General features: G+C 60.6%; 35 protein-coding genes. 14 read left to right on the top strand and 21 right to left on the bottom strand.

Features of this window, described 5'->3' with window-relative positions; all coding sequences use genetic code 11:
• Positions 1–28 precede the first annotated feature (28 nt).
• The 15 genes from P73_RS23020 to P73_RS23085 are packed head-to-tail and all read right to left on the bottom strand — an operon-like array spanning position 29 to position 11,529.
• Positions 29–1,105, bottom strand: coding sequence for a TrbL/VirB6 family protein (locus P73_RS23020; RefSeq protein WP_043872265.1), 1,077 nt, complete (start codon positions 1,103–1,105; stop codon positions 29–31).
• 12 nt (positions 1,106–1,117) lie between these two features.
• Positions 1,118–1,531 carry a hypothetical protein gene (locus tag P73_RS23025; protein WP_043872266.1) on the bottom strand — a complete coding sequence of 138 codons (414 nt, stop codon included), beginning with the start codon at positions 1,529–1,531 and terminating at the stop codon, positions 1,118–1,120.
• Positions 1,528–1,722 (bottom strand): DUF4177 domain-containing protein, encoded by a 195-nt coding sequence (locus tag P73_RS23030; protein WP_043872267.1) that lies wholly within the window; start codon positions 1,720–1,722, stop codon positions 1,528–1,530. Before P73_RS23030 ends, P73_RS23025 begins: the two co-directional genes overlap by 4 nt.
• Positions 1,719–2,705 carry an ATPase, T2SS/T4P/T4SS family gene (locus P73_RS23035; protein ID WP_043872268.1) on the bottom strand — a complete coding sequence of 329 codons (987 nt, stop codon included), beginning with the start codon at positions 2,703–2,705 and terminating at the stop codon, positions 1,719–1,721. Before P73_RS23035 ends, P73_RS23030 begins: the two co-directional genes overlap by 4 nt.
• Positions 2,706–2,709: 4 nt before the next feature.
• Entirely contained in the window at positions 2,710–4,089 is a 1,380-nt protein-coding gene (locus P73_RS23040) for a TraB/TrbI/VirB10 family type IV secretion system protein (protein WP_043872269.1), read from the bottom strand.
• Complete coding sequence (locus P73_RS23045) at positions 4,086–4,754, bottom strand: TrbG/VirB9 family P-type conjugative transfer protein (RefSeq protein ID WP_052453651.1); 669 nt, start codon at positions 4,752–4,754, stop codon at positions 4,086–4,088. The genes P73_RS23040 and P73_RS23045 overlap by 4 nt, the downstream gene beginning before the upstream one ends.
• A gap of 28 nt (positions 4,755–4,782) precedes the next feature.
• Positions 4,783–5,439, bottom strand: a complete 657-nt coding sequence (locus tag P73_RS23050; protein ID WP_036783978.1) for a VirB8 family type IV secretion system protein — start codon at positions 5,437–5,439, stop codon at positions 4,783–4,785.
• Between the two features lie 14 nt (positions 5,440–5,453).
• Positions 5,454–6,263 (bottom strand): type IV secretion system protein, encoded by an 810-nt coding sequence (locus tag P73_RS23055; RefSeq protein WP_043872294.1) that lies wholly within the window; start codon positions 6,261–6,263, stop codon positions 5,454–5,456.
• Complete coding sequence (locus P73_RS23060; RefSeq protein WP_043872270.1) at positions 6,263–7,351, bottom strand: lytic transglycosylase domain-containing protein; 1,089 nt, start codon at positions 7,349–7,351, stop codon at positions 6,263–6,265. The genes P73_RS23055 and P73_RS23060 overlap by 1 nt, the downstream gene beginning before the upstream one ends.
• 55 nt (positions 7,352–7,406) lie before the next feature.
• On the bottom strand, positions 7,407–7,574 hold the full coding sequence (locus P73_RS26215) for a hypothetical protein (protein ID WP_162841715.1): 168 nt from the start codon (positions 7,572–7,574) through the stop codon (positions 7,407–7,409).
• Positions 7,571–9,946 (bottom strand): VirB4 family type IV secretion/conjugal transfer ATPase, encoded by a 2,376-nt coding sequence (locus tag P73_RS23065; protein ID WP_043872271.1) that lies wholly within the window; start codon positions 9,944–9,946, stop codon positions 7,571–7,573. Before P73_RS23065 ends, P73_RS26215 begins: the two co-directional genes overlap by 4 nt.
• On the bottom strand, positions 9,936–10,214 hold the full coding sequence (locus P73_RS23070) for a VirB3 family type IV secretion system protein (RefSeq protein WP_040104433.1): 279 nt from the start codon (positions 10,212–10,214) through the stop codon (positions 9,936–9,938). Before P73_RS23070 ends, P73_RS23065 begins: the two co-directional genes overlap by 11 nt.
• On the bottom strand, positions 10,207–10,500 hold the full coding sequence (locus tag P73_RS23075) for a TrbC/VirB2 family protein (protein ID WP_043872272.1): 294 nt from the start codon (positions 10,498–10,500) through the stop codon (positions 10,207–10,209). The genes P73_RS23070 and P73_RS23075 overlap by 8 nt, the downstream gene beginning before the upstream one ends.
• Positions 10,497–11,117 carry a lytic transglycosylase domain-containing protein gene (locus P73_RS23080; RefSeq protein WP_043872273.1) on the bottom strand — a complete coding sequence of 207 codons (621 nt, stop codon included), beginning with the start codon at positions 11,115–11,117 and terminating at the stop codon, positions 10,497–10,499. The genes P73_RS23075 and P73_RS23080 overlap by 4 nt, the downstream gene beginning before the upstream one ends.
• 43 nt (positions 11,118–11,160) lie before the next feature.
• Complete coding sequence (locus tag P73_RS23085) at positions 11,161–11,529, bottom strand: hypothetical protein (protein WP_009807505.1); 369 nt, start codon at positions 11,527–11,529, stop codon at positions 11,161–11,163.
• Positions 11,530–11,739: 210 nt separating this feature from the next.
• Between P73_RS23085 and P73_RS23090 the strand changes: the two genes are divergently transcribed.
• The 3 genes from P73_RS23090 to P73_RS23100 all read left to right on the top strand — a co-directional run bounded on the left by P73_RS23090 (position 11,740) and on the right by P73_RS23100 (position 12,764).
• Entirely contained in the window at positions 11,740–11,991 is a 252-nt protein-coding gene (locus tag P73_RS23090) for a hypothetical protein (protein WP_037275520.1), read from the top strand.
• A gap of 124 nt (positions 11,992–12,115) precedes the next feature.
• Positions 12,116–12,373 carry a helix-turn-helix domain-containing protein gene (locus tag P73_RS23095; RefSeq protein WP_037275519.1) on the top strand — a complete coding sequence of 86 codons (258 nt, stop codon included), beginning with the start codon at positions 12,116–12,118 and terminating at the stop codon, positions 12,371–12,373.
• Positions 12,374–12,539: 166 nt separating this feature from the next.
• Positions 12,540–12,764: a hypothetical protein gene (locus tag P73_RS23100; RefSeq protein WP_008282968.1), complete on the top strand. Its 225-nt coding sequence runs from the start codon at positions 12,540–12,542 to the stop codon at positions 12,762–12,764.
• A 103-nt stretch (positions 12,765–12,867) separates the two neighbouring features.
• Here P73_RS23100 and P73_RS23105 read toward each other — a convergent pair whose 3' ends face one another.
• From P73_RS23105 to P73_RS23130, 6 genes are all read right to left on the bottom strand, one after another.
• Positions 12,868–13,623, bottom strand: coding sequence for a hypothetical protein (locus P73_RS23105; RefSeq protein WP_085976983.1), 756 nt, complete (start codon positions 13,621–13,623; stop codon positions 12,868–12,870).
• A 434-nt stretch (positions 13,624–14,057) separates the two neighbouring features.
• A complete protein-coding gene (locus P73_RS23110) occupies positions 14,058–15,002 on the bottom strand; it encodes a cation diffusion facilitator family transporter (RefSeq protein ID WP_008282971.1) in 945 nt (314 codons plus the stop codon).
• Positions 14,992–15,762, bottom strand: coding sequence for a transglutaminase-like domain-containing protein (locus P73_RS23115; protein ID WP_008282972.1), 771 nt, complete (start codon positions 15,760–15,762; stop codon positions 14,992–14,994). The genes P73_RS23110 and P73_RS23115 overlap by 11 nt, the downstream gene beginning before the upstream one ends.
• Before the next feature lie 93 nt (positions 15,763–15,855).
• Complete coding sequence (locus P73_RS23120; protein ID WP_008282973.1) at positions 15,856–16,590, bottom strand: cytochrome c biogenesis CcdA family protein; 735 nt, start codon at positions 16,588–16,590, stop codon at positions 15,856–15,858.
• A 78-nt stretch (positions 16,591–16,668) separates the two neighbouring features.
• Entirely contained in the window at positions 16,669–16,995 is a 327-nt protein-coding gene (locus P73_RS23125; RefSeq protein WP_043872274.1) for a YnfA family protein, read from the bottom strand.
• Position 16,996: 1 nt separating this feature from the next.
• A complete protein-coding gene (locus tag P73_RS23130; protein WP_037239845.1) occupies positions 16,997–17,425 on the bottom strand; it encodes a MerR family transcriptional regulator in 429 nt (142 codons plus the stop codon).
• A gap of 213 nt (positions 17,426–17,638) precedes the next feature.
• Here P73_RS23130 and P73_RS23135 point away from each other — a divergent pair, with 213 nt between their 5' ends.
• Genes P73_RS23135 through P73_RS26220 form a run of 11 tightly spaced genes read left to right on the top strand, consistent with a single transcriptional unit; the run spans position 17,639 to position 25,261 of the window.
• The gene (locus tag P73_RS23135; RefSeq protein WP_043872275.1) at positions 17,639–18,205 is read left to right on the top strand and encodes an SCO family protein; all 567 of its coding nucleotides are present in this window, start codon (positions 17,639–17,641) and stop codon (positions 18,203–18,205) included.
• 5 nt (positions 18,206–18,210) lie between these two features.
• Positions 18,211–18,633: a disulfide bond formation protein B gene (locus P73_RS23140; protein ID WP_009820114.1), complete on the top strand. Its 423-nt coding sequence runs from the start codon at positions 18,211–18,213 to the stop codon at positions 18,631–18,633.
• Positions 18,630–19,289 (top strand): DsbA family protein, encoded by a 660-nt coding sequence (locus P73_RS23145; RefSeq protein ID WP_009820115.1) that lies wholly within the window; start codon positions 18,630–18,632, stop codon positions 19,287–19,289. Before P73_RS23140 ends, P73_RS23145 begins: the two co-directional genes overlap by 4 nt.
• Positions 19,290–19,317: 28 nt before the next feature.
• On the top strand, positions 19,318–19,785 hold the full coding sequence (locus P73_RS23150) for a copper chaperone PCu(A)C (RefSeq protein WP_040652268.1): 468 nt from the start codon (positions 19,318–19,320) through the stop codon (positions 19,783–19,785).
• Entirely contained in the window at positions 19,785–20,411 is a 627-nt protein-coding gene (locus P73_RS23155; protein WP_043872276.1) for an SCO family protein, read from the top strand. The genes P73_RS23150 and P73_RS23155 overlap by 1 nt, the downstream gene beginning before the upstream one ends.
• Positions 20,408–21,781, top strand: a complete 1,374-nt coding sequence (locus tag P73_RS23160; protein WP_043872277.1) for a M23 family metallopeptidase — start codon at positions 20,408–20,410, stop codon at positions 21,779–21,781. Before P73_RS23155 ends, P73_RS23160 begins: the two co-directional genes overlap by 4 nt.
• Before the next feature lie 3 nt (positions 21,782–21,784).
• Entirely contained in the window at positions 21,785–22,243 is a 459-nt protein-coding gene (locus P73_RS23165) for a DUF411 domain-containing protein (RefSeq protein ID WP_009820119.1), read from the top strand.
• A 22-nt stretch (positions 22,244–22,265) separates the two neighbouring features.
• On the top strand, positions 22,266–23,051 hold the full coding sequence (locus P73_RS23170) for a ZIP family metal transporter (protein ID WP_040652270.1): 786 nt from the start codon (positions 22,266–22,268) through the stop codon (positions 23,049–23,051).
• Positions 23,032–23,526, top strand: a complete 495-nt coding sequence (lspA, locus tag P73_RS23175; RefSeq protein ID WP_009820121.1) for a signal peptidase II — start codon at positions 23,032–23,034, stop codon at positions 23,524–23,526. The genes P73_RS23170 and lspA overlap by 20 nt, the downstream gene beginning before the upstream one ends.
• Positions 23,523–25,094 (top strand): apolipoprotein N-acyltransferase, encoded by a 1,572-nt coding sequence (gene lnt, locus P73_RS23180; protein WP_052453652.1) that lies wholly within the window; start codon positions 23,523–23,525, stop codon positions 25,092–25,094. Before lspA ends, lnt begins: the two co-directional genes overlap by 4 nt.
• Positions 25,094–25,261, top strand: a complete 168-nt coding sequence (locus P73_RS26220; protein ID WP_043872279.1) for a hypothetical protein — start codon at positions 25,094–25,096, stop codon at positions 25,259–25,261. The genes lnt and P73_RS26220 overlap by 1 nt, the downstream gene beginning before the upstream one ends.
• Positions 25,262–25,269 lie beyond the last annotated feature (8 nt).

A 25,269-nucleotide genomic window follows, 5' to 3' on the forward strand; every position in this document is an offset into this window, starting at 1 on the left:
AACCGTTCCCAGTGCCCGATTAGGGCCGTTACCGTCGCCCAAGCCGGCCCAGTCTCGCCAGCTGTGCCAGCATTTTTGACCCTGCGTCAGTGGATCCTGTGCCGCCTGTGGAACCCGTCTGACCCATGCCTTGCCTCGCTGGCATCTGCTGCACGCCAAAGAACTGCCGCGCCCTGAGGGCTGCGTATTCTGCGCCACTGGCCCCGCCGATGAGGTAGCGATTGTAGGCCTGCTGGCTTCCCATGGCGGCGCGGGCAAAGCTGTAGCCGCCGCCGAGACCTCCGGAGAGGGCGGGCATCATGATGTTGCCGGAGATCGCGCGGACGATGAAGGGCGTGGCGATAATGAAGCCCTTGGCCATGAGCACCATCATGAAGAAGGGAATGAGCGCGCCGATGTTTGAGGCCCCTTCGGGATCGCCTAGTTCACCGATGAGCGCGGAGGAAACGCCTGTGATCGTTGCGAACACGCCTGCGACGACGATGGGGTATAGTGCAAAGGAAATCAGCGCGGACAGCCAGCGCGCGAAATAGTCCTTGGTCACTTCGAAGAGGGTGAGGAAGATCATCACCGGAGCGATCCCAATCAGGAGTGCGATCATCAGTCGAGAGGCCACGAGGATGAAAGCGGCCAGCCCGCCGAGTATCGAGAGCAGAAGCACCCCGACGATGTCGAGCATGGCCCCGGCCATCCAGTTCAGCTCTGATCCGGCTGCATTGAGGTAGTCGCCGAGTTCCGCGATCAGCCGGTCAAACTCTTCGGCAAAGGTCCCAGAGGGACCCGGGGTGCCGCCACCGACCGAGGCTACAAGCGCGCCCGCAATCCTGTCGATGCCGGCCAGGATGGCAGATGAGAGCGCGTTGAACTGCACCCAGTTGGTCGCGAATATCCCGATGAGGCCGATCTTGACTGCCAGCCAAAAGGCCGTTCTGCCGTCCATCGCCTTGTATTGGTAGATCATGTTCAGGAAGACGAGGATCACCACCAATGTTGTACCCACAACCAAAAGTGTGCCCACGGTCGCAGCGACGGACCCGAACTGGGATTCCGCGGCGGTGTCGAGGTAGCCCTGGGAAGTTTCAACGAAGTAGGTGACGACACTCATCGCGGCGCTGCCTTACCAATTGCCTGCGGCGTCGCAGATGGCCTGGGCGGCAGGGCGGGCGGCGTTGGCGCGGCGGTTGTAGGCGTCCGAGGCTTCGAGCATTTCCCATCGTTCGTCGCTCGCGTAGCTCTCCCGAAACACGGCCTCGGCTGCGTCCCAGGACGGGAACCGGGTCGCGCAGTCGCAGTTGCCGATCTCGACGACCCGCTCGAGATTCTGGGCGCGATAGATGTCCTGAACCAGAACCCGCTGATAGGCTTGGCGCAGGGGGATCTCCTGCATCCAGACGGGCTCGGCGGGCCGGTCCGGACAGACGTCAAAGCTGCGATCGAGGGTTGGCACTAGGTTGCGCTCAGCGAAGCCGGGTGCCGACGTCAGGCCCAAGACCAGCGCGGTCAGTACGAGGGTACAGCCCGCCTGCCTCATGCCGTGGCTCCAGCGGGTGTGGTTTCGCGCTTCAGGAAAACGGTGTGCCCGATATTGGCGAACTCCGAAGTGCTGATCGACACCACCTCCCACCCGTCTGCGCCCTTCTCGTTCAGGCTGGCCTGCATGTCGGAGAGGCTGGTCTTGCGGGTCATGGGAAAGGACAAGATAACGTATTCAAAGGTCTTCATTGGGAAATTCCAATCTCAGTTGCGCCGGGGAGGTAGAATTCGGTGATGCCGCGTTTGCCGTCATGGCGACCGGCCTGGATGATCACATCGATGGAATTTTCGATGTACTGGATCATGTCGGCATAGGTCATCGGGATTTCGGTCTTGAGTGCCGCGATCGCGAGCCGCTGCACGGCCAGTTGCGGGGTTTCGGCATGCAGCGTGGTCATCGAGCCGCCATGGCCGGTGTTGATGGCTTCCAGAAAGGTCATGGCCTCCTTGCCGCGCACCTCGCCCAGGATGATCCGGTCGGGGCGCATGCGCAGCGTGGCGGTGAGAAGCACATCGGCGGTCTGGAATTCCGCGTCGCGATTGGCGATGAGGGTCACGGCATTCGGCTGGGTCGGCAGAAGCTCGGCGGCTTCCTCGATGGTCACGATGCGTTCCTCGGACGGTACGTGAGAGAGGATTTTGCGCGCGGCCACGGTCTTGCCGGTGGAGGTGCCACCCGAGACGATCATGTTGAGTTTGTTCTCGACGCAGAAGGCCAGCGCATCATCGATCAAACCCGCGGCCACCACCGCGCGCAAGGCGCGCTTTTTTTCGACGCGCAGGTCTTCGAGCTTGCGCTCTTTTCCGTAGAGGAAATTGAGCGCAATGCCCTCGAGTGGCAGGCTTGAGAAGAACCGCAGGCTGATCGACATGGCCGAGAGCACGGCGGGCGGGGTGATGACCTGTGCGCGGATCGGGCGCCCCTTGTAGGTGATCGAGACCGAGACGATGGGGCGGTCCTTGCTCATCGTGGTATTGGCCGAGGAGGCGATCTGGTTGCCGAGGTCCCTGACCTGAACGCCCGTCAGCCTCTGGTCCAGCGCGCGCATGAAGTGATCACCCTGGAATTCGCCCCAGCAGGTGCCGTCAGGGTTGATGCAAATCTCGATGACATCGTCGCGGGCGGCGGCGTCGATCCGGTCGAGCGAGGTTTCAAGATAGCTCAGCGACATGGGCTCAGAATATCTCCAGATCGCGGTCGACCATGACAGTGACGCGCGCGCCCTGGTCGACATAGATGACGGGGCCGATGGAGAGGTAATCGCCTATGACGCTGTCCGTGGCATCTGCCAGATCATCGCCAACGTCTTCGAGAACGTCGGCGGCAGTCTCATCCTGGACCTCGGAGGCGGCGGCACTGGGTGCTGCCGAAATCAGCGAGATCAGGGCGGCCGACCCGAAACGCTCGGCGAAGCGTGTGTCCACGAAACCGGTGACGCCAGAACGGCCCAGTTCATCACCTCCGAAGGAGCTGATCTGAACGGTCTGGTTGTCGGGCAGGATGATCCGGTCCCAGGCGATCGTGACGCGGCGCTGCGCGATATCGACGCCAGCGCGGTAGCGCCCGACGAGACGGGATCCGCGGGGGATCAAGAGGCGCACGCCATCGACGCTGTAGACATCCTCGGACACCACGGCACGGGTCTGGCCGGGTAGCGAGCTGTCAAGGGCAGTTTCCATGACGGCTTGGATCATGGTGCCCTGTAGAATCGTGTTGGAGGGATTGGCGATCACCTCGGCCTGCGTCACCGTCGAGGGCAGCGCCCCGTTCAGCACGAAATCCGTCACCTCGCCAAAAGTGCGTTCGGTCAGAGCCGTTTCATTCGCTCCGGAGGCACCGCCAAAAGCGATGGTGGGCGAGGTGATGCGCCGCTCCTGGAAGGCGCGTTCCTCCGCGGCGCGGCGCTCCAGCTCGGCCATGCGCCGGGCTTCTTCCTCGCGGCGCAGTCGCTCTTGCTCGCGTGCGCGCAGCTCATCCTCCGTGGGGCCCGCTGGGGCGGGTTGGGGTCGGCTGGCCTCGAGTTGGGCCAATTCCAGATCCATGCGGAGTTGCTCAAGGCTGCGATCCCGCGCCGTCAGTTCGTCCTGGAATCGTTGCTGTGCGGCTTCCGAGGCGGCTTGTAGCGCAGCGATCTGAGCGGTCAGCGCGTCGATCGCCTCTGCGGCGGCGGTGTCTTCCTCGACGACCGGTTCGGGGGCGTTGCGCAACTCCTCGATCTGGGCCTGCAGGGCGGTGATCTGCGCCAGAAGTTCGGCATTGGGCTCAACGGGGTCTGGTCCGACGAACACAACCTCGGGCTCGGGCGGGGCCAAGGTCTCGATGGCGCCAAAGCCGTCCCCCTCGTTTTGGAAGACGTCCGGGGTGGCCGTCGGCAAGGCTACCTCTTCGTCGGGCTGTGAGAGGAGATAAAGCAGGGCACCACCCGCGCCGATGACGAGGACCACGATCAGCGCGAGAAGGGGCGACCGGCGCTGCGCCGCCGTGGGGGCGCGGGCACTGCCTTTCTCAAGGGCGGCGAGGCGTTTTTCCAGCTCGGTGTTCCCGGTATCGCTCATGAGGTGGCCTCCGCGGGCGGGATCGCCTCGATGCAGACCACCTCTTCGCCCAGTCGCAGGACCCATTGGCGGTTCACGCCGCTGACGCGGATCACGCCGTCTTCAGGAGTTTGCGTGTTGACCGTGCGCTCGCGGCCGCCCGCGTAGCGGAAGATCGCGGGCACAGGCGCGTTTCTTGGAAAGGCGAAATACGTGAACGTCCCGTCATCCCAGATGCGGGTTGGCGTGAACTCGGTCCGCGCGCTGGCACCGTAATTGTAGTTTGGTGCTTGGGCGGCGATGGCCCGGGTCGGGCGCGCAGCGTCATCAGGATAGCGGAACTGCACCACATAGAAGGTCGGGCTGCGGACCTCCTCGACGTTGAAATAGTAGCTCCGGCGGTTCGTATAGACTGTCACATTGGTATGCACACCGCGCGCCACAGGCTTGATCGCGAAGGCCTGACCGCCCGGGACGCCGTCGATCTCGAAGCCCTCGGTGTCGCCCGCGATGATCGAGCGGATGCTTTCGCCCTCGCCGAACTCGATGCTGGTCACATGGGTGAGCGACACGCTGAGACGGTAGACCTGACCCTCCTGGTAGGTGGCCAAGCGCACGCGGCTGTCATTTGGGCCACCGCGCGGGATGGCTTCGGCAAAGGCAAGGCTGGGCAGCAAGACAAACATGGCAGCAACAAAGACCCTATTGATCAAACTAATTCTCCAATCTGTCGGAGCGGATGGAATATTCGAGGACGGTGAAGCCGAAGGGATTGGTCCAGACCTCATCGATGGAGCGACGGGTTTCGGGGCGGAACTCGAAGAGAAGCGTGGCGGTGAAGAGCCCGGTCTGGGTGCCGTTGATGGAGGTCAGCCGCTTGCGCAAGCGCACGGTGGCGCGGTTGGATCCGATCCGGTTGATGCTGAGGATTTCCACGTCGAGCCTGGCGTTGGGGCCATAGACGGTCGGCGGGTAATTCTCGTTGGCGCTGTTCCAGATCTGGCGCAACCCGCTCTCGGCGGCCCCGTCCGAGCGGCGCAGAACGCTGCGGATGCGCAGATCGTTGTCGAGCTGGTTATAGACCTCCCGGTCGGTCACATAGCGGAAGACCTCCGCCTCGATGATCGCCTGGTTGGCGGTCACCGAGGAAGCGCCCACCGAGGCCTCGGGGAGTGCAAAGCCGGTGGCGGGATCATAGGGAACAACGACGGGGGGCGGGTCGACATCGAGGATCGAGACAGCCGCGGCACTCAGACAGCCGATGATACCGAAGACAAGGCCCATCAGGCCAAGGCGTTGCCAGAGCCGTTCGCGGCGTAAGGCACCATAGACCAGTTCTTCCTCGATGATTTCTTGTTCAGTCGCCACCATTCATGCCCCCACGATCAGTCTGCCCGGAGGTCCGGTAGCGTGAAATCCATGAAGCGCTGCTCTTCGGCGATGGTGGCGGCATCGATCACGCCGCCGGTGCCATCGCCCACCGTTTGAATCGCTTCCAGCTGCCACATCGCCACGAGAGCGATGGCCAATTCAGCTGTCACGCGCGTGTTGAGATCGACGCTTTGCTTGAGCTCTTCCATGTCGTCAATGAGCCCGACAAGGCGGTCTACCCGCTCGAGCGATTGGCCGGCATCCTCATAGCTGTTCTGGGCCGCCGCCGAGACAAGGGCACCGGTGGTGGCCTGCGTCGCCACGCGGTTGGCCCCGGGATTGCCGCTCGTGGCCATTTCCGAGAGGGTGTCATCGTCAAATCCGAGATCGGCCAGCACCCGATCCATCTGGGTTTCGATCTCGCCTGCGCCAGAACCGGACAGGCCGGAGAAATCCCCAGTCTTGATCGCCTCAATCGTGGCGAGGATGTCCCCGAACTCCTGGTCGAGTAGACCGTTCAACTCGTCTTCCATCTCGGTGCGGATGATTTCTGGAAGCTCGGCAAGTCGGGTGAGCGCTTCATAGGTTCTTTGCAGCTCCGCGAGTTGATCCGTGAGTGTGGCAAGCTGTTCGCGGAGCTGCGTCAGCTGCTCGTTCTGCAAAATCTCGTCTTCGATCATCTGCCGCAGCTGTTGGATGTTTTGCGCGATGTTCTGGGTGTCGACGACCGGTACACCTTGTGCTGCGGCAGGGGGTAGGACGCTGAACTGCAAGCCAACGCCAAATGTCGTGGCCAAAGCTGTCCTCAAGAGCAGATGTCCCATCATTCAATCTCCCTGATCGTAAAATCCATGAACGCGCCTTCGGCCATGCGGGCGCTGGCCTGGGCCAGCTCTTCGGCGGAGAGCACGCGGGTGCGGGCGGCCTGAAGCCGGATGCGGGCGGCCACGAGACGCACGAGTTCGGCGCGGGCATAAGTGTTGAGCGCAACGCTCTCCTGCACATCCTCGGTCTCGGAAATCTGTTCGACGATATCCGCAATACGCAGGGCGGCTTGCCTGATCGCGGCGGGTGAGTTGTTGCCATAGAAGGCCGCGCCGTGCCCAGTGAGCGAGAGGTTGGCATTGGCGAGAAGCGCCGGATCGATCGTGCCAAGTGCGTCGATCCCGCCGATACGGCTCAGATAGAGATTGTAGCGCTCCGGGATAACCTGGACGTAATGTTGGGTCTCGCGGAAGGGTGGCACGCCGCCATACTCGAAAACCCGGCCGGGTCCGGCGTTATAGGCCGCGAGGGCGTTGATGATGTTGCCATCGAATGTGTTGAGCTGGGTCGCGAGATAGCGCGCGCCGCCATGCACCTGTAGGTAGGGGCTGTCATAATATTCCGGGTTGATGCCGAGATCGCTGGCCGTGCCAGGCATGATCTGTGTGAGACCATAGGCGCCGACGGGAGACCGTGCCCCAATCGTAAACCGGCTTTCCTGCCAGATGAGCGCTTGCAGCAGCGCGCGCCATTGGACGGGGGAGAGTCCTGCGCGTCCAACACCCGCAAAGTCGCTGGTCTCCTGAGCCACGCGGATGATGAGCTGCTCGATGTTCTCGGCGGCGTCCCCGAACATCTGCGCACCGCCGGGATTGGGATCGATCTTGCCCGTGCCATAGACCGCCGCCACGGCGCGGTCGGGATCGCCGCTGCCGCTTTCCAGCCCCGAGACCATGGCGGGCAGGCCCTGACCGCCGAAGCTGGTCTGGGCATCGAGGATGCGTTGCAGGGTTTCCAGCTGCTCCCGTTCGATCTCGGCAATGAGTTCGCGCACGGCAAGCTTGTCGGCCTGAACGGCCAAGTCAGCCTCGCGATCGCCAGTCTCGACGATGTCACGCGCGGTCAGCCCACTGTCATTGGTCGGCACGCCCTGAGACAAGGCGAGACCGGGCAGCAGGCAAAGTGCCAGGATATGAGGCAGGCTAGACTTCAATGTCGCCCTCCGGCGCATCTAGAGGCGTAAAGGTGCAATCAGGCGCGACAGGTGCCGTGGACGCGAGGAATGTGAAGCAGTTCGCCTGCGGTTCCTGGTACTGGGCGCAGGAGGCCAAAGCGCCGAGCGCGGTGAGAAGAAACAGGGTACGAATCATGAAAGCCTCCAAAAGTCTGGGCGGTCGCGGTAATCGGCGCCCACGAGCGCCTCGCCTTTTTCCATGCCGCCGAGGATGGTGAGATTGGGCCCGAGGGCGCTCAGATCGGCATCAATGACGATCGAGCCCTGGTCGTCGCGGATGAGGGCCAAGCGGCTGTCGCTGCCAGTGTTGAGAAGCACGTCGAGTTCCTTCTCATAGAGGTTCAGCATCGCGTAGTCGGCCGCATGGGCGCGGATGTTCGGAAGCAGGATTTGCGTCGGCACCGCCTCGACGATGGTCTTGCCGGTTCGGGTGCGCTCGAGCTGGCTGGCGTATTGCGTCATCATCACAGCGACGGTGTTCTGTTTGCGTGCGGTCACGAGCCAGTTCGAGAGCCGCTCGGCGAAATATGCGTTGTCGAGCGCCTTCCAGGCCTCGTCGATCACGATGATGGTGGGGTGGCGGTCCTCGATCTCGCGCTCGACCCGGCGAAAGAGATAGGAGAGGACCGCCATCCGCTCCTTGTCGGCCTCGCTGTCGAGAATGCCGGTCAGGTCGAAACCCACGACGTCGCCCTTGAGCGAGAACGTGTCCTCGAGGCTCTGGCCGAAGATCCAGCCATAGCGGCCGTCCTCGGTCCATTCGAGCAGGCGCTGGTGCAGATCGCCGCCATCATCGGTGGAGACGAACAGCGATGCGAAATCCCGCCAGTTCCGCAGGGCCGGATTGGTGGCCTGGGCATTCTGGCGCACGACCTCCTGGATGCGGTTGGTCTGCGCCGGGGTCAGGGGCTTGTCGGCGCGGTAGAGCAGCGTTGTGAGCCAGTCCGACAGCCAGGCCGTGCCGCGCGCATCGGTTTCGGTCCAGAGCGGGTTCAGACCCGTGGGCTGGCCGGCTTTCAGGGAGGCGTAGCGCCCGCCATTGGCCCGGACGGCCATTTCCATCCCGAGGCGGTAGTCGAAAACGAAGATCCGGGCGCCTGCGCGACGGGCCTGGGTCATCAGGAACGCCGACAGCACCGACTTGCCCGACCCGGGGCGCCCCATGATCAGGGTATGGCCGCTGGTCGGTTCTTTGTCGGGCGAGCCTTGCTCGTGATAGGAGAACCGGTAGGCGCTCTGCTCGGGCGTGGGCAGATAGGTGATGACCCGGCCCCAGGGGGTAAGTGCTGCGGGTTTTCCGAGCTGCGTCCGGTGGAAGGCCGCGAAATCCGCGAAGTTGCGATTGGTGACGGCGCTGGCGCGGACGCGCTTGGGCTGGTTGCCGGGATGCTGGCTGAGGTAATGCGCCTTGGCCGCGACCCGCTCGCCGATCATCTTCACGCCCTCAGTCGCGGCGGCGTTTACGATCTCCGCGCTGAGGGTCTGCAATTCCTCCAGCGTGTCGCAGAAGAGCGTCACGACCATATGGTGCTCGCCAAAGCTCTGGCGCTTGGCCTCGAGATCATCGGCGGCGATATCGAGGGCTTCCAGGAGCGAGAGGGCCGCGTCCTGGCTCGCCTGCATCTGCCGCTTTTGCCGCTTGATGCGGCCGGCCATGAGGTTCGAATTGATCGGCGTGAAGGAGTGCGTCACGATCATGTCGACCGGCAGGTTCAGCATGTCGAACATGGTGCAGGAGGTGCCTTCGGAGTATTCCCCGATGGTGAAGCTTTTGCCGTAGCGATGCCCCACGACGCCTTCAGAGAGCTCGAAATGATCGCCATGAAACGTCACGCGGGTATTGGCGACATTGACGGACAAAAAGCCGTAGGTGTTTGCAGGGTAGAGCGGCAGCTCGGTGCCCGTGTTCAGCGCGCCCAGAAACCCCACCAATTCCCCCGATGCAGCCGACAGCAGGCGCGGCTTGAGCTCGGTAAGCCCCGAAAGGAAGACGTTCACGGCCTCGCCCAAGCGCTGCAGGCGTTTGCGGGTCTCCTCCTTCAGTCGGTCCGGCGCGCTGCGGCCGAGGTGCGGCAGGAGGCTTTTCGGGGGCGGGCGGTGAATGACGGTGAGCGTCAGCGTCTTGTCGCGGAGCCCGCTGGTCTCGAGTTTCGCGCGCCAGCGCCGGTCCACCTCGCCCGCGAAGCTGTCCTCACGGATGGGGTCGAGATCAGGTTTGATGGCCTTGGAGACCTTGTGGACGTAATAGCTGAATTCCGGCCCGAGCTGCGCGACGATGCGGGCAAAGAGGGCGGTCACCTTGTCGAGATAGGCATCGTCCGTCGTGTAGCTGTTGATCCCCTCGAGCCGGATGCAGCGGAAGAGCTCGTTGACCCGGGTGCGCACGGTCTGGTCGTCGACGAGGCTCACATAGGGCAGCATATGCGCGAGGCGGGTCTCGCGCGCATACCATTCTGGCGTCATCGTGCGGGGATCGAGCGCAGCATCAGGGGCGTCATCACGGGGCATAGCTGTCCCCGCCATGGATGGACCTGTTGCGCGTGGGCGGTGTCTCCTGCAGGGCCGTCATCATCACGTCGATGAAACGCGGGTCCCAATCTGCGGCCTTCCACAGCACCGGATAGAGCAGGGCCGCGAAACCCAGCACCGCGATGTGCTGGACCCAGACGAACAAGAGCACCGAACCGAAGAGCCAGACCATCGCATACATGATGGGCAGGCCAAGAAGCTTGGGCGGGCGCACGAGCCCAAGAAAGAGAGGCGCGCGCTCAGCCACCGGCAAATACCGCGGCAACGATGGTGGGGGCGGCCGCAACACCGGCGATGCCCACGAGGACCCAGAGCGCTTGGCGCAGATCGATGATGTTGAAGAACCAGCTGAGAAAGACCCCGAGGACCGCGAGTGTGGCGATGACCACACCAAGAGGGCCGGTCAGCGCATCGACAATGCCCTGCAACAAGCTCTGGATCGGGGAGAGATCGATGCTTTGCGCAAGGGCGGGTTCGGAAATGACCAGAAAGAGGGCCAAACTTGCGATGAATAGGTTTGAAATCTGTCTCATGAATTTGATCCTTCCAATCGGGCCGTAACAGCCATGACGCGGGCCACGTGGTTCTGGGTTTCTCGGTAAGGGGGAATGCCACCGTGTTGGCGCACGGCGTCCGGCCCCGCGTTGTAGGCCGCCAACGCCAGATGCGGATCGCCGAACGTCTCCAGCATCATCGCGAGGTAGCGGGCGGAGCCGTCGAGGTTCTGTTGGGGGTCACGCGGGTCGACGCCCAGATCACGCGCGGTGTCAGGCATCAGCTGACCAAGGCCAATGGCGCCCGCATGTGAGATCGCATCCTGCCGATAGGCGCTCTCAACCTCGATATTGGCGCGGTAGAGGCTCAGCCAGTCCGTGACGGAAAGCTCCGCGCGCCTTAGGCCGGGGTGGCTGGCATAACGCAGGGCCGTGGTCTCTATGGCGTTTAGGACATCGGCACGGGGCAGGGGTGCCGGACCGACACGGGCTGCAAAGCGCATCGCTTCTCGCTCTGGCACAGTTTCATCGCTGCCGAAAATCGCAAGTTCGTCGGCTGCCGATCCCTGACCGATGCCGTCATTGTAGTTCCGAGCAAAACTGCTCTGAGACCGGGATGGGGTCAGAGAGCCGTCGCTCTCCATGACCAGGACCATTTGCGCTGAGGCAGGTGCTGCGACCAGCCAGAGACAGACGAGGTTAGCTGCCAGCGCCCTTGTCTGATGGCGCTTTGTCTGGCGGGGCGAGTTTATGCGTACGGCTTGTCCCCGCCTCAAGCGGCAGGTCGACATGTGCAAAGCCAAGGCCAATAAAGAAAGACACCACGCCGGAGATCGTCTTGAACTCGCGGATCTTGATATCGTTGTAGGTCGTCCGCGTGCGGGCGGTGACGAGGAGCTTTTCCACGCCATCATCAGAGACAACGCGCATAATCCAGACCCCGTAATAGCTGGGGCCTTTCTTATGTGCCGACTCCTGGCACAGGATTTCTGCGCTATAGCCGCTTTCCACGAGTTCGCGGAACCTGGCTTCCGTAACCACATTTGGTGCTTCGATGTCCCAGTTCATGGCCCGGCTCACGCTTTCTCCAATGGCGCGACCCCAGGCATTCCCACTTGAAGCCCAGAGTTACGATAGTATACTATCAACCGCAAGATGTAATATCGTGCTTTAGCTGTAGTTTGGTCACGCAAACACTAGTCACGGCCAGTGTCTGCGATCAAGGAGATAACAGGTTTGAGAAACCCAAGGTTGACAGGCCTGCTCCCATTGCAAGCTATGGTCCTTCTGATCTGCGTTCCCGGACCAGTTTTGGCGGAATCCTGCTTCGCCCCGGCCCGTCCCTTCCTGCCAAGCGATTCGCAGGCAGCGCGGGACTATGCAGACATCATCCGTGGCGATTTCGAAGATTACATTCAGGATATCCAGAGCTACTTCCGTTGCCTCGACAGCGAACGCGCCCGCGCCTTCGAGGAAGCGCGCGAAGTCAGCGAGGACTATGGCCGATTTCTGCAATTGGCAGGGGATTGATGGGCAACCTCGGGAGCATCAGACTTGCAGCCCATGGAAACCAGACGCCGATAACACCCTCATATATCTACTTTTTAGATAACAGATTTCATCCGCTAGCGACGTCACAAAAGGTATGTGACGCGTGGCAAAGACAATCAGAAGCACAGGACAGGTGGCACTCTGCCAAGCATTGGTCGACGCCCGCATCAAGGCGGGCCTCGGTCAGGAGGACTTGGCGGTCAAGCTCAAGTGCCATCAATCACTTGTGGCGCGCATTGAAAGCGGCCAGCGCCGGGTCGACGTCGTCGAGCTGGTCGTCCTTGCGCGCGCCATTGGCTTTGACCCCTTCAAGGTTCTGGCGATCGTTGAAGCCGCCACGGAGCCCGACCACCGGATTTGATCCATTTCATCTTTCGAGAACACGGGAGCTGACTTCTCCCGGTGTGAATTCGTTACCGCGAGGACGAACAGTAACCGATTTTAACGAGGCCCGGCACACGGTTGCAGCAAACGCTTTGGATCTGAGCTGCTATCCGCAACGCCAAATTGCAGGAAGTCAGTAAACAGTGAACGAAAATGAGGTCGAAGGCGTCGCGATCGCCAATTTGATTGCAACCGATGAAGAAACCATTGTCGGCTGGGTATATCGCTGGAACACAGGTGCTCTGGCAATCCGGTGGGACATCCATGGCCCGCAGCGTGTCTCAAAGATTTACCCGGAGCTCTGCGATGCGGATAAAGCCGAAATTGACTTCGCGTCTCTCATGCAGCTGCCCTGTCGCAACGACTGACATGGTAGAATATGGCCTTTATGGCCCTCGATTGTGTGAGTGTGCCTGCGTTGCAGGTTTGATTTCGTACAAGGCCCTGCGCGACTTCGCTGCGGCTCAATAGTCAGTAATTGACCTGCTCAAAACCGTAATTCCCGCTATAGTCACGCCACTCAACGAAGACGGATCTGTGATAAATGCTCGGGCAGTGCTCGCCCCATCGCTCGAGACCGGCATGCGCATCAGGAAGCGCTGCGGGTGACGACACCCTCCAAGAAAAATCGCCCTGGATCCCGTAGGTGCCGAGGACAACGGCGGCGCTGCGGTTGCAGTCGCCATCTCGCCCGGATTCGTGCTGGCGGGCATAACGAACGTCAAAGACGCGGATGGAACGCACGAAGTTGAATTCCGGCCCGCTGATATCGATGTCGGCGCGGTCTTTTACGAGCTGGAGGGCGTAATCAGCCCTTACGAGGTTGTCCCAAGCCGCGTTGGAGCCTTTGCGCCCAAGCATCCCGCCTGCCCTGGCTGCCTGATCGAAGAGCGGGGTTGAAGAGTTTGGAGGGGTTCCTGAATCACCATATAGGGCATCGAAGATCCGGTCCGCGGGCCGCGATCTAGCAGGTCCATCGTAAGACGCACCCATCGGGCAGCGCCAAATCTGAAGCGGCGGCTCCACCGGCCATGGAGTTATGCGCCGGATGAACTCGGCCCGTGCGCGGGCGCAGGGCACGGAAGCTGGCCATCCACCGGACAAACACAGCAGGATGGCACAATCGATCTGATAGGTTTGGGCGCGTGCTTGTGTCGGAACTGTTGGGCCGGTCAAGGCGAGAGCTAAAAAGGCCGCCAGAGGGAGGTTTTTGAATTCGAAACGCATGGCAAGGACCCTTGACAATCTTCACCCAGCATACCTACGAAAATATACTATTGCAACAATGATGATGCGTGTTGCGGTTGCGGCGGTCAGCAAGATCGCGAGGTGACCGAGCCGCCCGTCGTCATCCGCCACGTTCCGCGCTGCGCCAATCCCACGGCATGTCAAAGCGTCCGAGCCATCTCGATCGTCAAATGAGTCTCGAATTGCCCTTAAATCGGTTCTACCTAAATCTGTTTGGCGAATAGGACGCATTCGGGCTCTCAGCAGTTCTGCAACGGCTCAGAAGCAGACGGAACCTTGAAGGCTTCGAACCTCGTGAGTTCGAGGACCAGGCCAGGCTGGCTTGAAGCAGGCCGTGCACCCGTTTCAGGTCGCTGTCGCTTAGCTTGCACTCGCAATCGACGTCGATCACACCTTCATGACCTCTCACAAGCTCAGTGAAAACGGTTCTCCTCCTCTTCAGGCTTGCCGTGACCGTAGAGGTCGGCGTTTTCGTGTGCGCGGTCTTCGTGTTCGAACTCCAGGCTGGAATGGGCGATGTTGAAGTCCTCCTTCAGCCGGTCCTTGATCGCTGCCTTGATCTTTTCGATTTTACCCCAGCCGCCCGCTGTCAGCACCACGTGGCAGTCCAGCGCCGCCTTGTGCTCCTCCATCTGCCACAGATGCACGTGGTGAACGTCCGCTACACCATCGACGCTCCGCAGCGCCTCAACGACGGCTGCATTGTCGATGTCGGGTGGGCTGCCGAGCATCAGGGTTCTGATCGGACCGCCAATCTCAGTGAAAGCCAGATAGAGGATGTAAAGGGCAATGCCGATGGTGATTGCGGGATCGACCCATCGCATGTCGTAGAGGATGATCAGGGACCCTCCAATGATGACTGCCACAGAGGCCAAAGCGTCCGACAGGTTGTGCAGGAAAAGCGCACGGATGTTCACACTGCCTTTCTGCATCGAATAGGTGAGCAGCGCCGTCAACGTGTCGACGACGAGTGCCACACCGCCCAGGATCACCACCGTCCAACCAGCGACCTCGGGCGGGTCGATCATCCGCATGCCACCCTCATAGATCAGGTAGAAACCGATCAGGATCAGGGTCGTGTAGTTGATGAGTGCCGCGACGATTTCAATCCGACCATAGCCGAATGTCATGCGTTCATCGGCGGGTCGTCTGGCGATTTTGCGCGCAACGAACGCGATCACCAGTGACGCCATGTCCGAAAAATTGTGTAGGGCATCTGCGATCAGCGCCAGGCTGCCGGAAAGGATGCCGCCAACGATCTGCGCGACGGTCAGAAGCCCGTTGGCCCAGATTGCGATGGAGACCCTACGATCACCTGATTCAGGATCAATGTGGGTATGGCCATGATCATGCGGCACGGTTGTTCTCCTCATGGCTGTGGTTCGGTCGACTGAGACCAGGGACCTTTGGCAACATTCCACGACGGATGCGGCGAACCCGGGCATTCATCCAGTGACGGATGACGTGGCGATAGAGAAAGTCACGCGCAAATCCGAAGTTCTGACTATATTTCAAATAAAAGTCATCGGGCGCATCAAAGGTTCCAAAATCACGAACGATACCGGTTTTCTGAATATAAGTGCTGCCGCCGTTCCAACTGACTGGTGGCGCACTCAGGCAATCCGTTCCAGCGCCGTAGCCGCAAAGGCTTTCTGTTTCGCTGAATTCCTTCTGAAGCGACTGCAGGAAGGGGGCGTCCAGAATGAAGCCTTCGAGATTGATCCAGCCCTCTTCTGTTTCGACTTCGACCCACGAGTGCAGAATTTCGGACGGTGCGAGGGGGTAGACCAATTCGGGCACCACGCCACGCTGCAGGGCCTTGTGGATGGTGAAGCCGTGCAGTCGGCAGCGGATGCCTACGCTGCGCAGCAGTGCCATGAGAAGCGTCCCTTTCGTGTTGCACTGCCCGTAGCCGTCGGTCAGCACCGCAGAGGCGGGAATGTCGTCGACGCGGTTGTAGCCGAACGCAATCACGTTCCGGACAAAGTCATAAACCGCGCCAATCCGGTCGACACGGGCAAGGTCATGCCAGCCACGATCTCGTACCAGGTTCGAGATTGAGGGCGAGTCAAAATCCAGCAGTCTTGTTGCGGTTAAATAGGAATCGGTGGGTGCCACAGGGTCTCTCCTCGAATCGTTCACGAGGAGTCTTAATCTCTACAGTGACTAGAGAGACAAGCCTTTTCTCAAATGTTACTTTCGATCACAGCTCTATCCGATAGTGCCAAGGGCCGGGAAGGTTTCGAGCAGCCAGAAGGCAAGGCGGCTGATCTGACCTGTCATCACGCCGATACCCATCAGCACCATCAGTCCGCCCGATATACGATAGAGCCATCGACCAGCCGCACCGATCCGCTTTAGCCTGCCTGCAATCTCGTTGGTGAAGAGCGCTATGATTAGAAACGGCAGTCCAAGCCCTGCGGAGTAGATTGCCAGCAAGGCCATCCCGTCCGCTCCAGATGTCGCGCTTACTGCCAGGATCGACCCAAGCACAGGGCCTATGCAGGGCGTCCAGCCAAAGGCAAAGGCAAGACCCAAAAGGTAGGCTCCAACGGCGCTGCCGCCGTCAACTTTTACGTCGGGCCTCGTGTCACGCATCATTGCGGGGATCTTGATCGCGCCCATCATGACAAGTCCGAACAAGACGATCAAGAAGCCACCCGCAAGCCCGAGTTCGTATTTCCAGCGCAAGAGCATCCCGCCCAAAAGACTTGCCCCGGCCCCGAGCGCCACGAAGACTGTCGAAAACCCGAGCACGAACCACAAACTCAGGACCACGCTGCGCGCCCGTTCGGCAATGCTGCGCGCCGCCCCGGATTTCGCGGCGGGCTGTCCCGCGATGTAAGAGACGTAGCCAGGTGCAAGAGGCAAGACGCAAGGCGACAGAAAGGATATAGCGCCACCCAGAAAAGCCGCGACGATTCCAACACCTGAGATTTCGAACATTCAATTCCTGCCTTGCTTTAGCCTGTGAAACGCGCACCGTTGTAAAAGCTAAAGCTACTGTAGGAGCAATGCCGTTTTTTACGCTCCGCGGGGTGCCGCGAGGATGATAGCGGCACCCAACAAGCATACAGCGGTGCCGAGCAGATCCCACCTGTCCGGCCGGTGCCCTTCGGCGAGCCACATCCAGAGAATGGACGCGGCAATATAGATCCCACCATAGGCCGCAAAGGCGCGTCCCGCAGCCACAGTGTCGACCTGAGCCAGAAGCCAGCCGAACGCCACCAGCGCCGCTACACCGGGGACAAGCCAAAGAGGGGACGCGCCAAGACGCCACCATGCCCAGATGGCAAAGCATCCGGCGATCTCAGCCAAGGCCGCGAGCGGATAGACGAGCACTGCGGTCATCTCAGGCGCCGATCTCGTCGTGGTCCGTCAGGCACTCGGAATGGTCGCGCAACACCTCCAGCACACGGCAATCGGCCGTGTGCCCGCCGCTGCATTCATGCACCATCCTCTGCAATTCTGTCCGAAGGGCTTCAAGTCGGGCCATACGTTGCTCAACCTGCTTAAGTTGCCTGCGAGCGATGGCATCGGCCTCCGCGCAAGACTTGTCCGGATGATCGCTCAGATCGAGAAGCTCACGGATCGCGTCCAGCGAGAACCCGAGTTGCCGCGCATGCCGGACGAAAGACAAACGGTCAAGCTCACTATCTCCATAGCGCCGCTGACCGCCAGCCGATCGCCCGGGCTCGGGCAAGAGTCCGATCTGCTCGTAATAGCGGATCGTCTGCACCTTCGTCCCGGTCTTTTTTGCCAAAGTGCCGATTGTCAGCATATCATCTCTCCAGACTATCTACAGCCCGTGTAGCTTTAAGCGTTTTTTTGCACAAGTTCCGCTTGGCATCTCACAGGTCAGTGAACATCGCTCTTCCATCCATAATAAGTCTTGAACCTACAGTAGCTAGAGGGTGTAAACGCGCTGAAAATATAGAATCAAATTCGGGCGGAGCGCGTGAAGCTTTCAAATCTTCAGAAAGTACTATGGGTTTTGGCGGGCGCGGCGGCGTTCGTTTTCATCTGGCTGCTAATGTGGGCGGACTACCGCGCCGACCTTGCCCAAGCCGAGACCGAACCACCTTTCTTTGCGCAGTTCGAACTCACGGATCATCGCGGCATGGTCCAAACAGACGAAGATTTCGCAGGGCGCTGGATGCTGGTCTTCTTTGGTTTCACCAATTGCCCCGACGTCTGTCCAACAACACTGTCCGAAGTCGCGGCCGTGATGGAGGGCTTGGGCGACGAGGCGGCAAAGGTCCAGCCGATCTTTATAACGATTGATCCGGAGCGGGATACGCCGACAGCACTTGCCGGGTATGTGCCCCTGTTCGACGCTGGGATCATCGGGCTGACCGGCACGCCGGAGCAGATCGCCGCAACATCCGAGACCTTCCCAATTTTCTTTGAGAGGATCGAGGAGGCCACCGCGCCGGGTGGATACACAATGGGGCACACATCGCACCTGTTTCTTTTTGATCCGCGGGCGGGCTTCGCCAATTCCTGGCCCTACGGCACACCCGCCGAAGAGATCCTTGCGGATCTGAGAAAGAGGATCTGATTGCCATGACCCGCCTTTCCGGAGAAGCGGCCCTTGTTCTTGCTTGGATCATTGCGCTTATCGCATCGCTTGCCGTGCTCTTTATTGGCGAGGTGCTTGGTCAAACGCCTTGCGTCCTTTGCTGGTTCCAGCGCGCCTTCATGTTCCCCCTGGCTATCGTTCTTGGGCTCGGGCTGTGGTGGCAGGATCCCCGCGTGGGGCGCTATGGCGTTGCGCTAGCGCTTGGGGGGGCGGCAGTGGCGTTGTATCACATCGGCCTCTATGTCGGGCTGATCCCCGAGGCGATCCAGCCCTGCACGGCGACCGGCCCCTCTTGTACCGACGACAACCAGGTGGTCTTCGGCATTCCGATTCCGCTGTTGGCGCTTGTCGCCTTCACGATGATCGGGATGCTGTCGGCCCTTTCACTGAAGGAAAAACAAACATGAATCGACGCGGCCTCGTTCTATCCGTTCTGGCTGTTGGCGCCGCAGGTTTTGGCGGCGCGGCCTGGTATGCCACCCGCCCCCAACCCATGGCAGAGGCAGTCCCTGTCGCGCCCGAAGTGAACGATGTGCTGATCCGGCCCTATTCCCCGATCCTCGGCCCCGAAACGGCACCTGTCACGATTGTCGAGTTTTTCGATCCAGCTTGCGAGGCATGCCGCGCATTCTATCCCGTGGTCAAAGAGATCATGGCTGAGCACGGTGATGCGATCCGTGTCGTAATTCGATACACCGCGTTTCACGGGGACGCTTCGGTGGAAGCGATCCGTGTTCTCGAAGCTGCGCGGATGCAGGATGTGTTCGAACCCGTGCTGGAAGCGGTCCTGCGCGAGCAGCCGCGATGGGCGTCCCATGGCACTCCGGCACCGGGTTTGATCCTTGAGATTGCCGCAAGCGGTGGTCTGGATGTCGAAGCTGCTCGGACACAGATGCTGGCCCCCGGTGTCGTGGCGGTGCTCAATCAGGACCGCGCTGATGTCGAAGCGGTAGGCGTGCGACAAACGCCCACGTTCTTCGTCAACGCCAAGCCATTAGACCCGTTCGGTGAGGCCGAACTGCGGCGACTGGTGGCTGCGGAAGTTGCGGCCAGCCAAAGTTGATGCTCGGCCAGATACAGGAGAATTCTTCATGACAAAACGATCTTACATCAATGGTTTGCCCCTTGTCTTGCTACTCTCGGGCATGTCGACTCCGGCATTTGCCGGTTCGGAGGATGTGGTCGTCGAAAACGCGTGGTCCCGTGCTTCAATCGGGGTCAACCGCCCTGGTGCGGCCTATATGACTGTGCGCAACACCGGTGAAGACACGGTCACGCTGACCGGGCTTACAACACCACTGGCCGTGATGCCCCAGATCCATGAGACGAAAACCAACGCCGACGGCGTCAGTTCTATGGCGCCTGCTGACGAAATCACGATTGAACCGGGCCAAAGCGTAGCATTGGAACCGGGAGGGCTGCACGCCATGCTCATGAAGCTGCAAAACCCGATGATCGAAGGCGAGACCTTCCCACTGACACTGACGTTCTCGGACGGTGGTGAAGTGACTGTTGAGGTCCCAATTCTGGGGATCGCCGCGCGCGGGCCGGAGAGCTGATGCAGCGTCGACATGTGGTCCAATACGGTGCAGCCGGTGTAGGCGCTGTCGCTCTGATGCTCGGCGTCGGTTGGTGGCGGGTGGATGGTCCCGGTGCACCAAAACCGGCCGGCCAAAGGCCTCTCCCCCTGTCGGCGATGGATTTCCGACTGACCGATCACGAAGGCAATGAAGTGGGCCCGGAAACCCTGATCGGACGCCCGACCATGGTGTTTTTCGGGTTCACCTACTGCCCGGATGTCTGCCCCACGACGTTATCGGATATCTCAGGTTGGCTTGAAGATCTCGGGGACGACGCCGCGCGGATGAACGTGGTCTTCATCACAGTCGATCCGGAGCGGGACACGGTCGAGGCCATGGCCGAATATGTCGGCTATTTTCATCCGGCTATTCGCGGCTGGACTGGGCCGGCAAACCAGGTTGCCCGCGCTGCAGAAGGATTTCGTGCCTCGTATGAGCGCGTCCCGACCGAAGGCGGCGACTATACAATGAACCATACGGCAAGCGTATTCCTGTTCGATGCCAAGGGTGAACTCGTCACCATGATTGACTATCACGAGCCAAGAGAATTCGCAGTGCCGAAGATCCGGCGTGCACTGACAGAAGACGTAGAGGGGGCAACATGAAGATTAGAATTGTTTTGGCGAGCGCTGTGGTCGCAGGCGCTTTTTCGCTGACCGCCATCGCCATTTCTGGCGTTCTTTCTAAAGAGCCAGTGCCTCCTGCGATTGCTGAAGCGACCCTCTGGACTCCCGATCCGCTCTCGATGCCTCAGATCGCCGACTACGATGTGACACCGCCCGCTGCATTTCACGCCGACAATGCTAGCCCAATGCGACCTCTGCCGCTCTTGCAATCTGTCTTCGCAGAAACCGCCTTGCCCGAGATTGAACCGCCTTTGATCACTTGGTCGCGTGAGATCGCGTCGGGCGAGACGCTGGATGCGGTCCTGGCGAACGCGGGTATCGCTGCGCCTGCGCGTGCCGAAATCGCGCTCGCGCTTGGTGCAGAATATGACCTGCGCCGATTGCGCCCGGGCCATGAGATCACTGTGATCTCAAAGGTGGACGGAAATCCGAGCCGCGTGGAACTGGCAGTTGACGATGGGGTGCGGATCGAAACGGTCTTTGGTCAAGAACTTGTCACACGCGTGTTGGAGCCAGACCCTGAAATGGTGACGTTCGCGGGCGAGGCAGTGATCGAAAGCTCTGTCTTCGCGGCGTTGGACAAAGCAGGCATCCCTGCTCGTTTTGCGGTCGACATGGCGCAGATGCTGGGCGGCACAGTAGATTTTCGACGCGAACTTTCCGGTGGCGAGACGATGCGTATTCTTTGGCGCGAAGCCCGCGACGGAAACGAGAGGATCGGTCAGCCCGAACTTGCCTTTGCCACACTGGACCTTGGTGAAACGGTCTACGAGATCGTCTGGCCGGATGACGGCAGCGGTGAAGCAACGATCTATGTCGATGGAGAGGTCCTGCGTGTTTTTGCCCAACCGGTGGAAGGAGCGCGGCTGAGTTCCGTCTTTGGCCGTCGCACACACCCGGTCTATGGGAATGTGCGCATGCACACCGGGGTCGACTTTGCTGCGGCCCGCGGTACGCCGGTGAAAGCGACAGCACCCGGACGCGTGAGCTTCATCGGACGTCGTGGTGGATATGGCCGGGTGGTGGAGATAGCGCATGGATCCGACACCCTGACACGATACGCACATCTCAGCGAGGTGCCGGACACACTCGAACAAGGGCAGCGCGTTTTGGCCGGAGACATGATCGGTCGCGTCGGTGCGACCGGCACCGCGACCGGCCCAAATCTCCATTATGAGGTTCTAGTCGATGGTCGCCCGACCGATCCTCTCTCAGACGACAGACTGGCAGAGGCGGCCGAGCGGGATGCGGATGACACGGCTGCACTTGAGCGATTGGCTGAGGCACGCTCGCTACTGGCCGAGAGGCTCACCAGCGAATTTGTGCAAACAACAACCGAAAGGCTTTAATCCATGAAACGACTGGCTCCCGCCCTTGCAGTCACGCTGGCCTTGTTTCCCGCAGCGCAAGCGGTCGCCGATGCGATCCAGATTGATGTCCGGAAGACAAACGGCTGCGGCTGTTGTCTGTCCTGGATGAAGCACCTCGAGGAAAGCGGATTCGCGCCGACAGGCGAGGACATGTTCGGGGGATCTCTTGTGCGCTTCAAACTCGACAATGGCGTGCCTCAGCGCATGGTCTCCTGCCATACGGCTTTGGTCGACGGCTACGTGATCGAAGGACATGTACCGGCATCAGACATTCAGCGTTTGTTGGATGAGCGTCCAGATGCAGTGGGGTTGGCGGTGCCCGGAATGCCCTATGGATCGCCGGGCATGGGACCGGAAGACGATCGAGAGGCTTATGAGGTCTTCCTGATCCGCGGCGATGGATCGACCGAGATCTTTAGCAGTTATTCGGCCGCTGACTGACGTATCGACGAGACCTCAACGCTTGGAACCCCTCTCCCCAATTACCCTTGGCTTTCTAGGAAGTCTGGCCGCCGGATCGCTGACAGCGGTCGGGGCGATCCCCGTTCTTTTCGGGCGCATCCCATCCCGGGCTACACGCGATCTGCTACTTGGCTTTGCAGCGGGTGTCATGCTCGCTGCATCGTTTTTCTCGCTGATCATCCCGGCTCTCGATGCAGCCGAAGGACAGTTCGACAACGGTGCTCTCCCGGCGGCCATCGTTTGTGTTGCTATCTTGCTTGGCATGGGCGCGGTCGCTCTGATGAACGAACGGCTGCCGCATGAGCATTTCAAGTCGGGGCGGGAAGGCCCTGACTCTGCTTCGCTGCGCCGCGTCTGGCTCTTCATCATCGCGATCACGATCCACAATTTCCCCGAAGGACTCGCCGTTGGTGTCGGGTTCGGGGCTGACGGTCTTTCTGGTGGCTTGCCGCTTGCGATTGGCATTGGGCTGCAAAACGCTCCCGAGGGTCTCGCCGTAGCGGTCTCATTGCTTGGTGAGGGATATTCCAGGCGCCGTGCGTGGGGCATTGCCGCCCTGACAGGTCTTGTCGAGCCGGTAGGCGGGCTTCTTGGGGCTGGGATCATCAGCATCTCGCAGCCGCTGTTGCCATGGGGCCTCGCCTTCGCCGCCGGGGCGATGCTCTACGTCATCAGCCACGAAATCATTCCCGAAACCCACCGTTCTGGCCATCAAAACAGGGCGACACTCGGTCTCGCGGTTGGCCTGGTGATCATGTTGTTCCTCGATGTATGGCTGGGAGGATGAGATGAAACAGTCCCATTTCCAAGGTTTCTTTGCGGCTGGAACTGCTTTTCTTGTCGATCAGGTGACAAAAGCAATTGTCGTCGCCAATGCGGCAGATTTGAGCGCCGGAGTTCCGGTCTTTCCCGGTTTCAATCTCATCTACCTGCGCAACGATGGCGTGACATTTGGATTACTTGGTGGAGCGCCATGGTGGAGCCTTACAGTGTTGGCCCTCGCGGTCTGCGGCTGGTTGACTGTCATGTTATTGCGCACTGACAACCGGGCCGAGGCTATCGCCTATGGTGCGATTATCGGTGGCGCGCTCGGCAACGTCCTCGACCGCATCCGGTTTCGGGGTGTGACGGACTTCCTCGATTTCTATGTCGGATCCACGCATTGGCCCGCCTTCAACATGGCGGATGTTTTCGTGGTCAGTGGCGTGGGCCTACTGCTCATAGCCCCTTGGTTGAGCGCCAAGTTGAAAACTGGCACATGATGGCGGGCTTGCGACCACTGACGGGTCGTGGCCGTTACATTCCCCTGCGATCAGGGATTAGCTTTGCAGCGGGCGGTTTAACGGTTTTAACCCTTCCACCATTCTCATGGCTGATCGTTGTTCCGGTCGCCTTCTCAGCACTCTTTCTCGTCCTCCGGCAGGTTTCGACAGCGCCCGCCTTCTTCATCGGCTGGGTCTTCGGAATGGGCCAGTTCGGGTTTGGAGTTTCCTGGATCGCCGAGAGCTTCTACGTCGATGCCGAACGTTTCGGTGCCCTTGCGATCCCGGCAGTCGCGGGACTGTCCGCCGGACTGGCCATATTCCCAGCGATTGCGGCGATGTTATTTGCCACCATCATGCAGCGCCGTGCTGTCGGCGGCATTACGGCAGGTCTTCTGCTTGCAACCTGCTGGGTTGCCGCAGAATGGCTGCGCGGTCATGTCCTGACGGGGTTTCCCTGGAACCTTGCCGCTTATGCTCTTGTCGAACATGCCGCCCTGCGCCAACCGGCCGCCTGGGTCGGAAGCTATGGGCTAAGCTTTCTCACGGTCTTTATCGGGCTGTTGCCCGGTGTGTTGATTGTGGCGGCACCAAACAGACGCGTGCCTGTTCTCGTGCTCTTCGCCGCTGCGGTGATGGGCCTCTGGGGTGGCGGCGCGCTGCGTTCAGGGACGGATGTGCCGCCGACGGACATCGCTTTGCGCATCGTCCAGGGCAATGTGCCGCAAGTCGAGAAGTGGGCACCGGGCAGCCGCGAGCGAACACTGGAAAAATACTTGAGCTTGTCTGCGCAACCTGGACGCTTCGACCTGCTGCTGTGGCCGGAAACGGCCTTTCCCGGTTTTCTGGACGAGGACGCCTTGGCGCGCAGGCGGTTATCCACGGTTCTGCCAGACGGCAGGATCCTTTTGACAGGAGTGCCTGACCGCGTAGAGGGCGATGGGGAAACCCGATATTTCAACACGGTTCAAGCCTATGACGGCAACGGCGAAATTCTGACGGGATATGCAAAACATCATCTTGTTCCGTTCGGGGAATATGTGCCCCTGAGAGGCTGGCTGCCGATCGAGCGGCTCACCGAAGGTTTGGGCGATTTCACGCCAGGACCAGGGCCACGCACGCTGGCGATCCCGGGTGCGCCTCTGGTCGCGGTGGCGATCTGTTACGAGATCATTTTTCCGGGCCAGGTGGTCGATGACCTTTTTCGCCCCGACTGGATTTTCAACGCAACAAATGATGCCTGGTTCGGTACCAGCATCGGCCCCGAGCAGCACCTCGCCTCCGCGCGCATGCGCGCGGTCGAAGAAGGGCTTCCTGTGGTCCGGGCGGCCAACACGGGGATTTCCGCGATCATCGACGCCAAGGGAGAGATCATCGCGCGCCTCGAGACCGGACAAACTGGAGTCATAGATGCCACCCTGCCGACAGCGCTTGCGCCTACACCTTACGCACGTTTCGGTGATTGGACATCGCTGGCGCTCATCTGTGCGGTCTGGGCCTTAGCCTTTACCGTCGGATCGGCCAGACGACGTTTCAATTCAGAAAAATCAAAATCGGAGGAATCGTGATGCTGGTGCTCGCAGGCTTTGTCGGAGGGGCGCTCTGGGGTGGCTATCTGGCGCAACGGCAGAAAGGGAACCGCCTGGATATACTTCAATACGCGACAGGCTTCGGTATTGCTTTCGGCCTACTCGCTTTTTTCGCCTCGGTGATCCTCTTGCGCATCACGTCTTGAGATTGCTT

This window comes from Celeribacter indicus, from assembly GCF_000819565.1.
GTDB lineage: Bacteria > Pseudomonadota > Alphaproteobacteria > Rhodobacterales > Rhodobacteraceae > Celeribacter > Celeribacter indicus.

Bases quoted from the DNA above. Each gene is read 5' to 3' on its own strand.
- P73_RS23140 (WP_009820114.1), top strand. From the start codon at position 18,211: ATGACCCGCCTTTCCGGAGAAGCGGCCCTTGTTCTTGCTTGGATCATT.
- P73_RS23050 (WP_036783978.1), bottom strand. From the start codon at position 5,439: ATGGTGGCGACTGAACAAGAAATCATCGAGGAAGAACTGGTCTATGGT.
- lspA (WP_009820121.1), top strand. From the start codon at position 23,032: ATGTATGGCTGGGAGGATGAGATGAAACAGTCCCATTTCCAAGGTTTC.
- P73_RS23045 (WP_052453651.1), bottom strand. From the start codon at position 4,754: ATGTTTGTCTTGCTGCCCAGCCTTGCCTTTGCCGAAGCCATCCCGCGC.
- P73_RS23155 (WP_043872276.1), top strand. From the start codon at position 19,785: ATGCAGCGTCGACATGTGGTCCAATACGGTGCAGCCGGTGTAGGCGCT.
- P73_RS23145 (WP_009820115.1), top strand. From the start codon at position 18,630: ATGAATCGACGCGGCCTCGTTCTATCCGTTCTGGCTGTTGGCGCCGCA.
- P73_RS23075 (WP_043872272.1), bottom strand. From the start codon at position 10,500: ATGAGACAGATTTCAAACCTATTCATCGCAAGTTTGGCCCTCTTTCTG.
- P73_RS23085 (WP_009807505.1), bottom strand. From the start codon at position 11,529: ATGAACTGGGACATCGAAGCACCAAATGTGGTTACGGAAGCCAGGTTC.
- P73_RS23120 (WP_008282973.1), bottom strand. From the start codon at position 16,590: ATGTTCGAAATCTCAGGTGTTGGAATCGTCGCGGCTTTTCTGGGTGGC.
- P73_RS23080 (WP_043872273.1), bottom strand. From the start codon at position 11,117: ATGGTCCTGGTCATGGAGAGCGACGGCTCTCTGACCCCATCCCGGTCT.
- P73_RS23055 (WP_043872294.1), bottom strand. From the start codon at position 6,263: ATGGGACATCTGCTCTTGAGGACAGCTTTGGCCACGACATTTGGCGTT.
- P73_RS23030 (WP_043872267.1), bottom strand. From the start codon at position 1,722: ATGAAGACCTTTGAATACGTTATCTTGTCCTTTCCCATGACCCGCAAG.
- P73_RS23090 (WP_037275520.1), top strand. From the start codon at position 11,740: ATGGTCCTTCTGATCTGCGTTCCCGGACCAGTTTTGGCGGAATCCTGC.
- P73_RS23025 (WP_043872266.1), bottom strand. From the start codon at position 1,531: ATGAGGCAGGCGGGCTGTACCCTCGTACTGACCGCGCTGGTCTTGGGC.
- P73_RS23150 (WP_040652268.1), top strand. From the start codon at position 19,318: ATGACAAAACGATCTTACATCAATGGTTTGCCCCTTGTCTTGCTACTC.
- P73_RS23105 (WP_085976983.1), bottom strand. From the start codon at position 13,623: ATGCGTTTCGAATTCAAAAACCTCCCTCTGGCGGCCTTTTTAGCTCTC.
- P73_RS23065 (WP_043872271.1), bottom strand. From the start codon at position 9,946: ATGCCCCGTGATGACGCCCCTGATGCTGCGCTCGATCCCCGCACGATG.
- P73_RS23160 (WP_043872277.1), top strand. From the start codon at position 20,408: ATGAAGATTAGAATTGTTTTGGCGAGCGCTGTGGTCGCAGGCGCTTTT.
- P73_RS23165 (WP_009820119.1), top strand. From the start codon at position 21,785: ATGAAACGACTGGCTCCCGCCCTTGCAGTCACGCTGGCCTTGTTTCCC.
- P73_RS23130 (WP_037239845.1), bottom strand. From the start codon at position 17,425: ATGCTGACAATCGGCACTTTGGCAAAAAAGACCGGGACGAAGGTGCAG.
- P73_RS23125 (WP_043872274.1), bottom strand. From the start codon at position 16,995: ATGACCGCAGTGCTCGTCTATCCGCTCGCGGCCTTGGCTGAGATCGCC.
- P73_RS26220 (WP_043872279.1), top strand. From the start codon at position 25,094: ATGCTGGTGCTCGCAGGCTTTGTCGGAGGGGCGCTCTGGGGTGGCTAT.
- lnt (WP_052453652.1), top strand. From the start codon at position 23,523: ATGATGGCGGGCTTGCGACCACTGACGGGTCGTGGCCGTTACATTCCC.
- P73_RS23040 (WP_043872269.1), bottom strand. From the start codon at position 4,089: ATGAGCGATACCGGGAACACCGAGCTGGAAAAACGCCTCGCCGCCCTT.
- P73_RS23020 (WP_043872265.1), bottom strand. From the start codon at position 1,105: ATGAGTGTCGTCACCTACTTCGTTGAAACTTCCCAGGGCTACCTCGAC.
- P73_RS26215 (WP_162841715.1), bottom strand. From the start codon at position 7,574: ATGATTCGTACCCTGTTTCTTCTCACCGCGCTCGGCGCTTTGGCCTCC.
- P73_RS23035 (WP_043872268.1), bottom strand. From the start codon at position 2,705: ATGTCGCTGAGCTATCTTGAAACCTCGCTCGACCGGATCGACGCCGCC.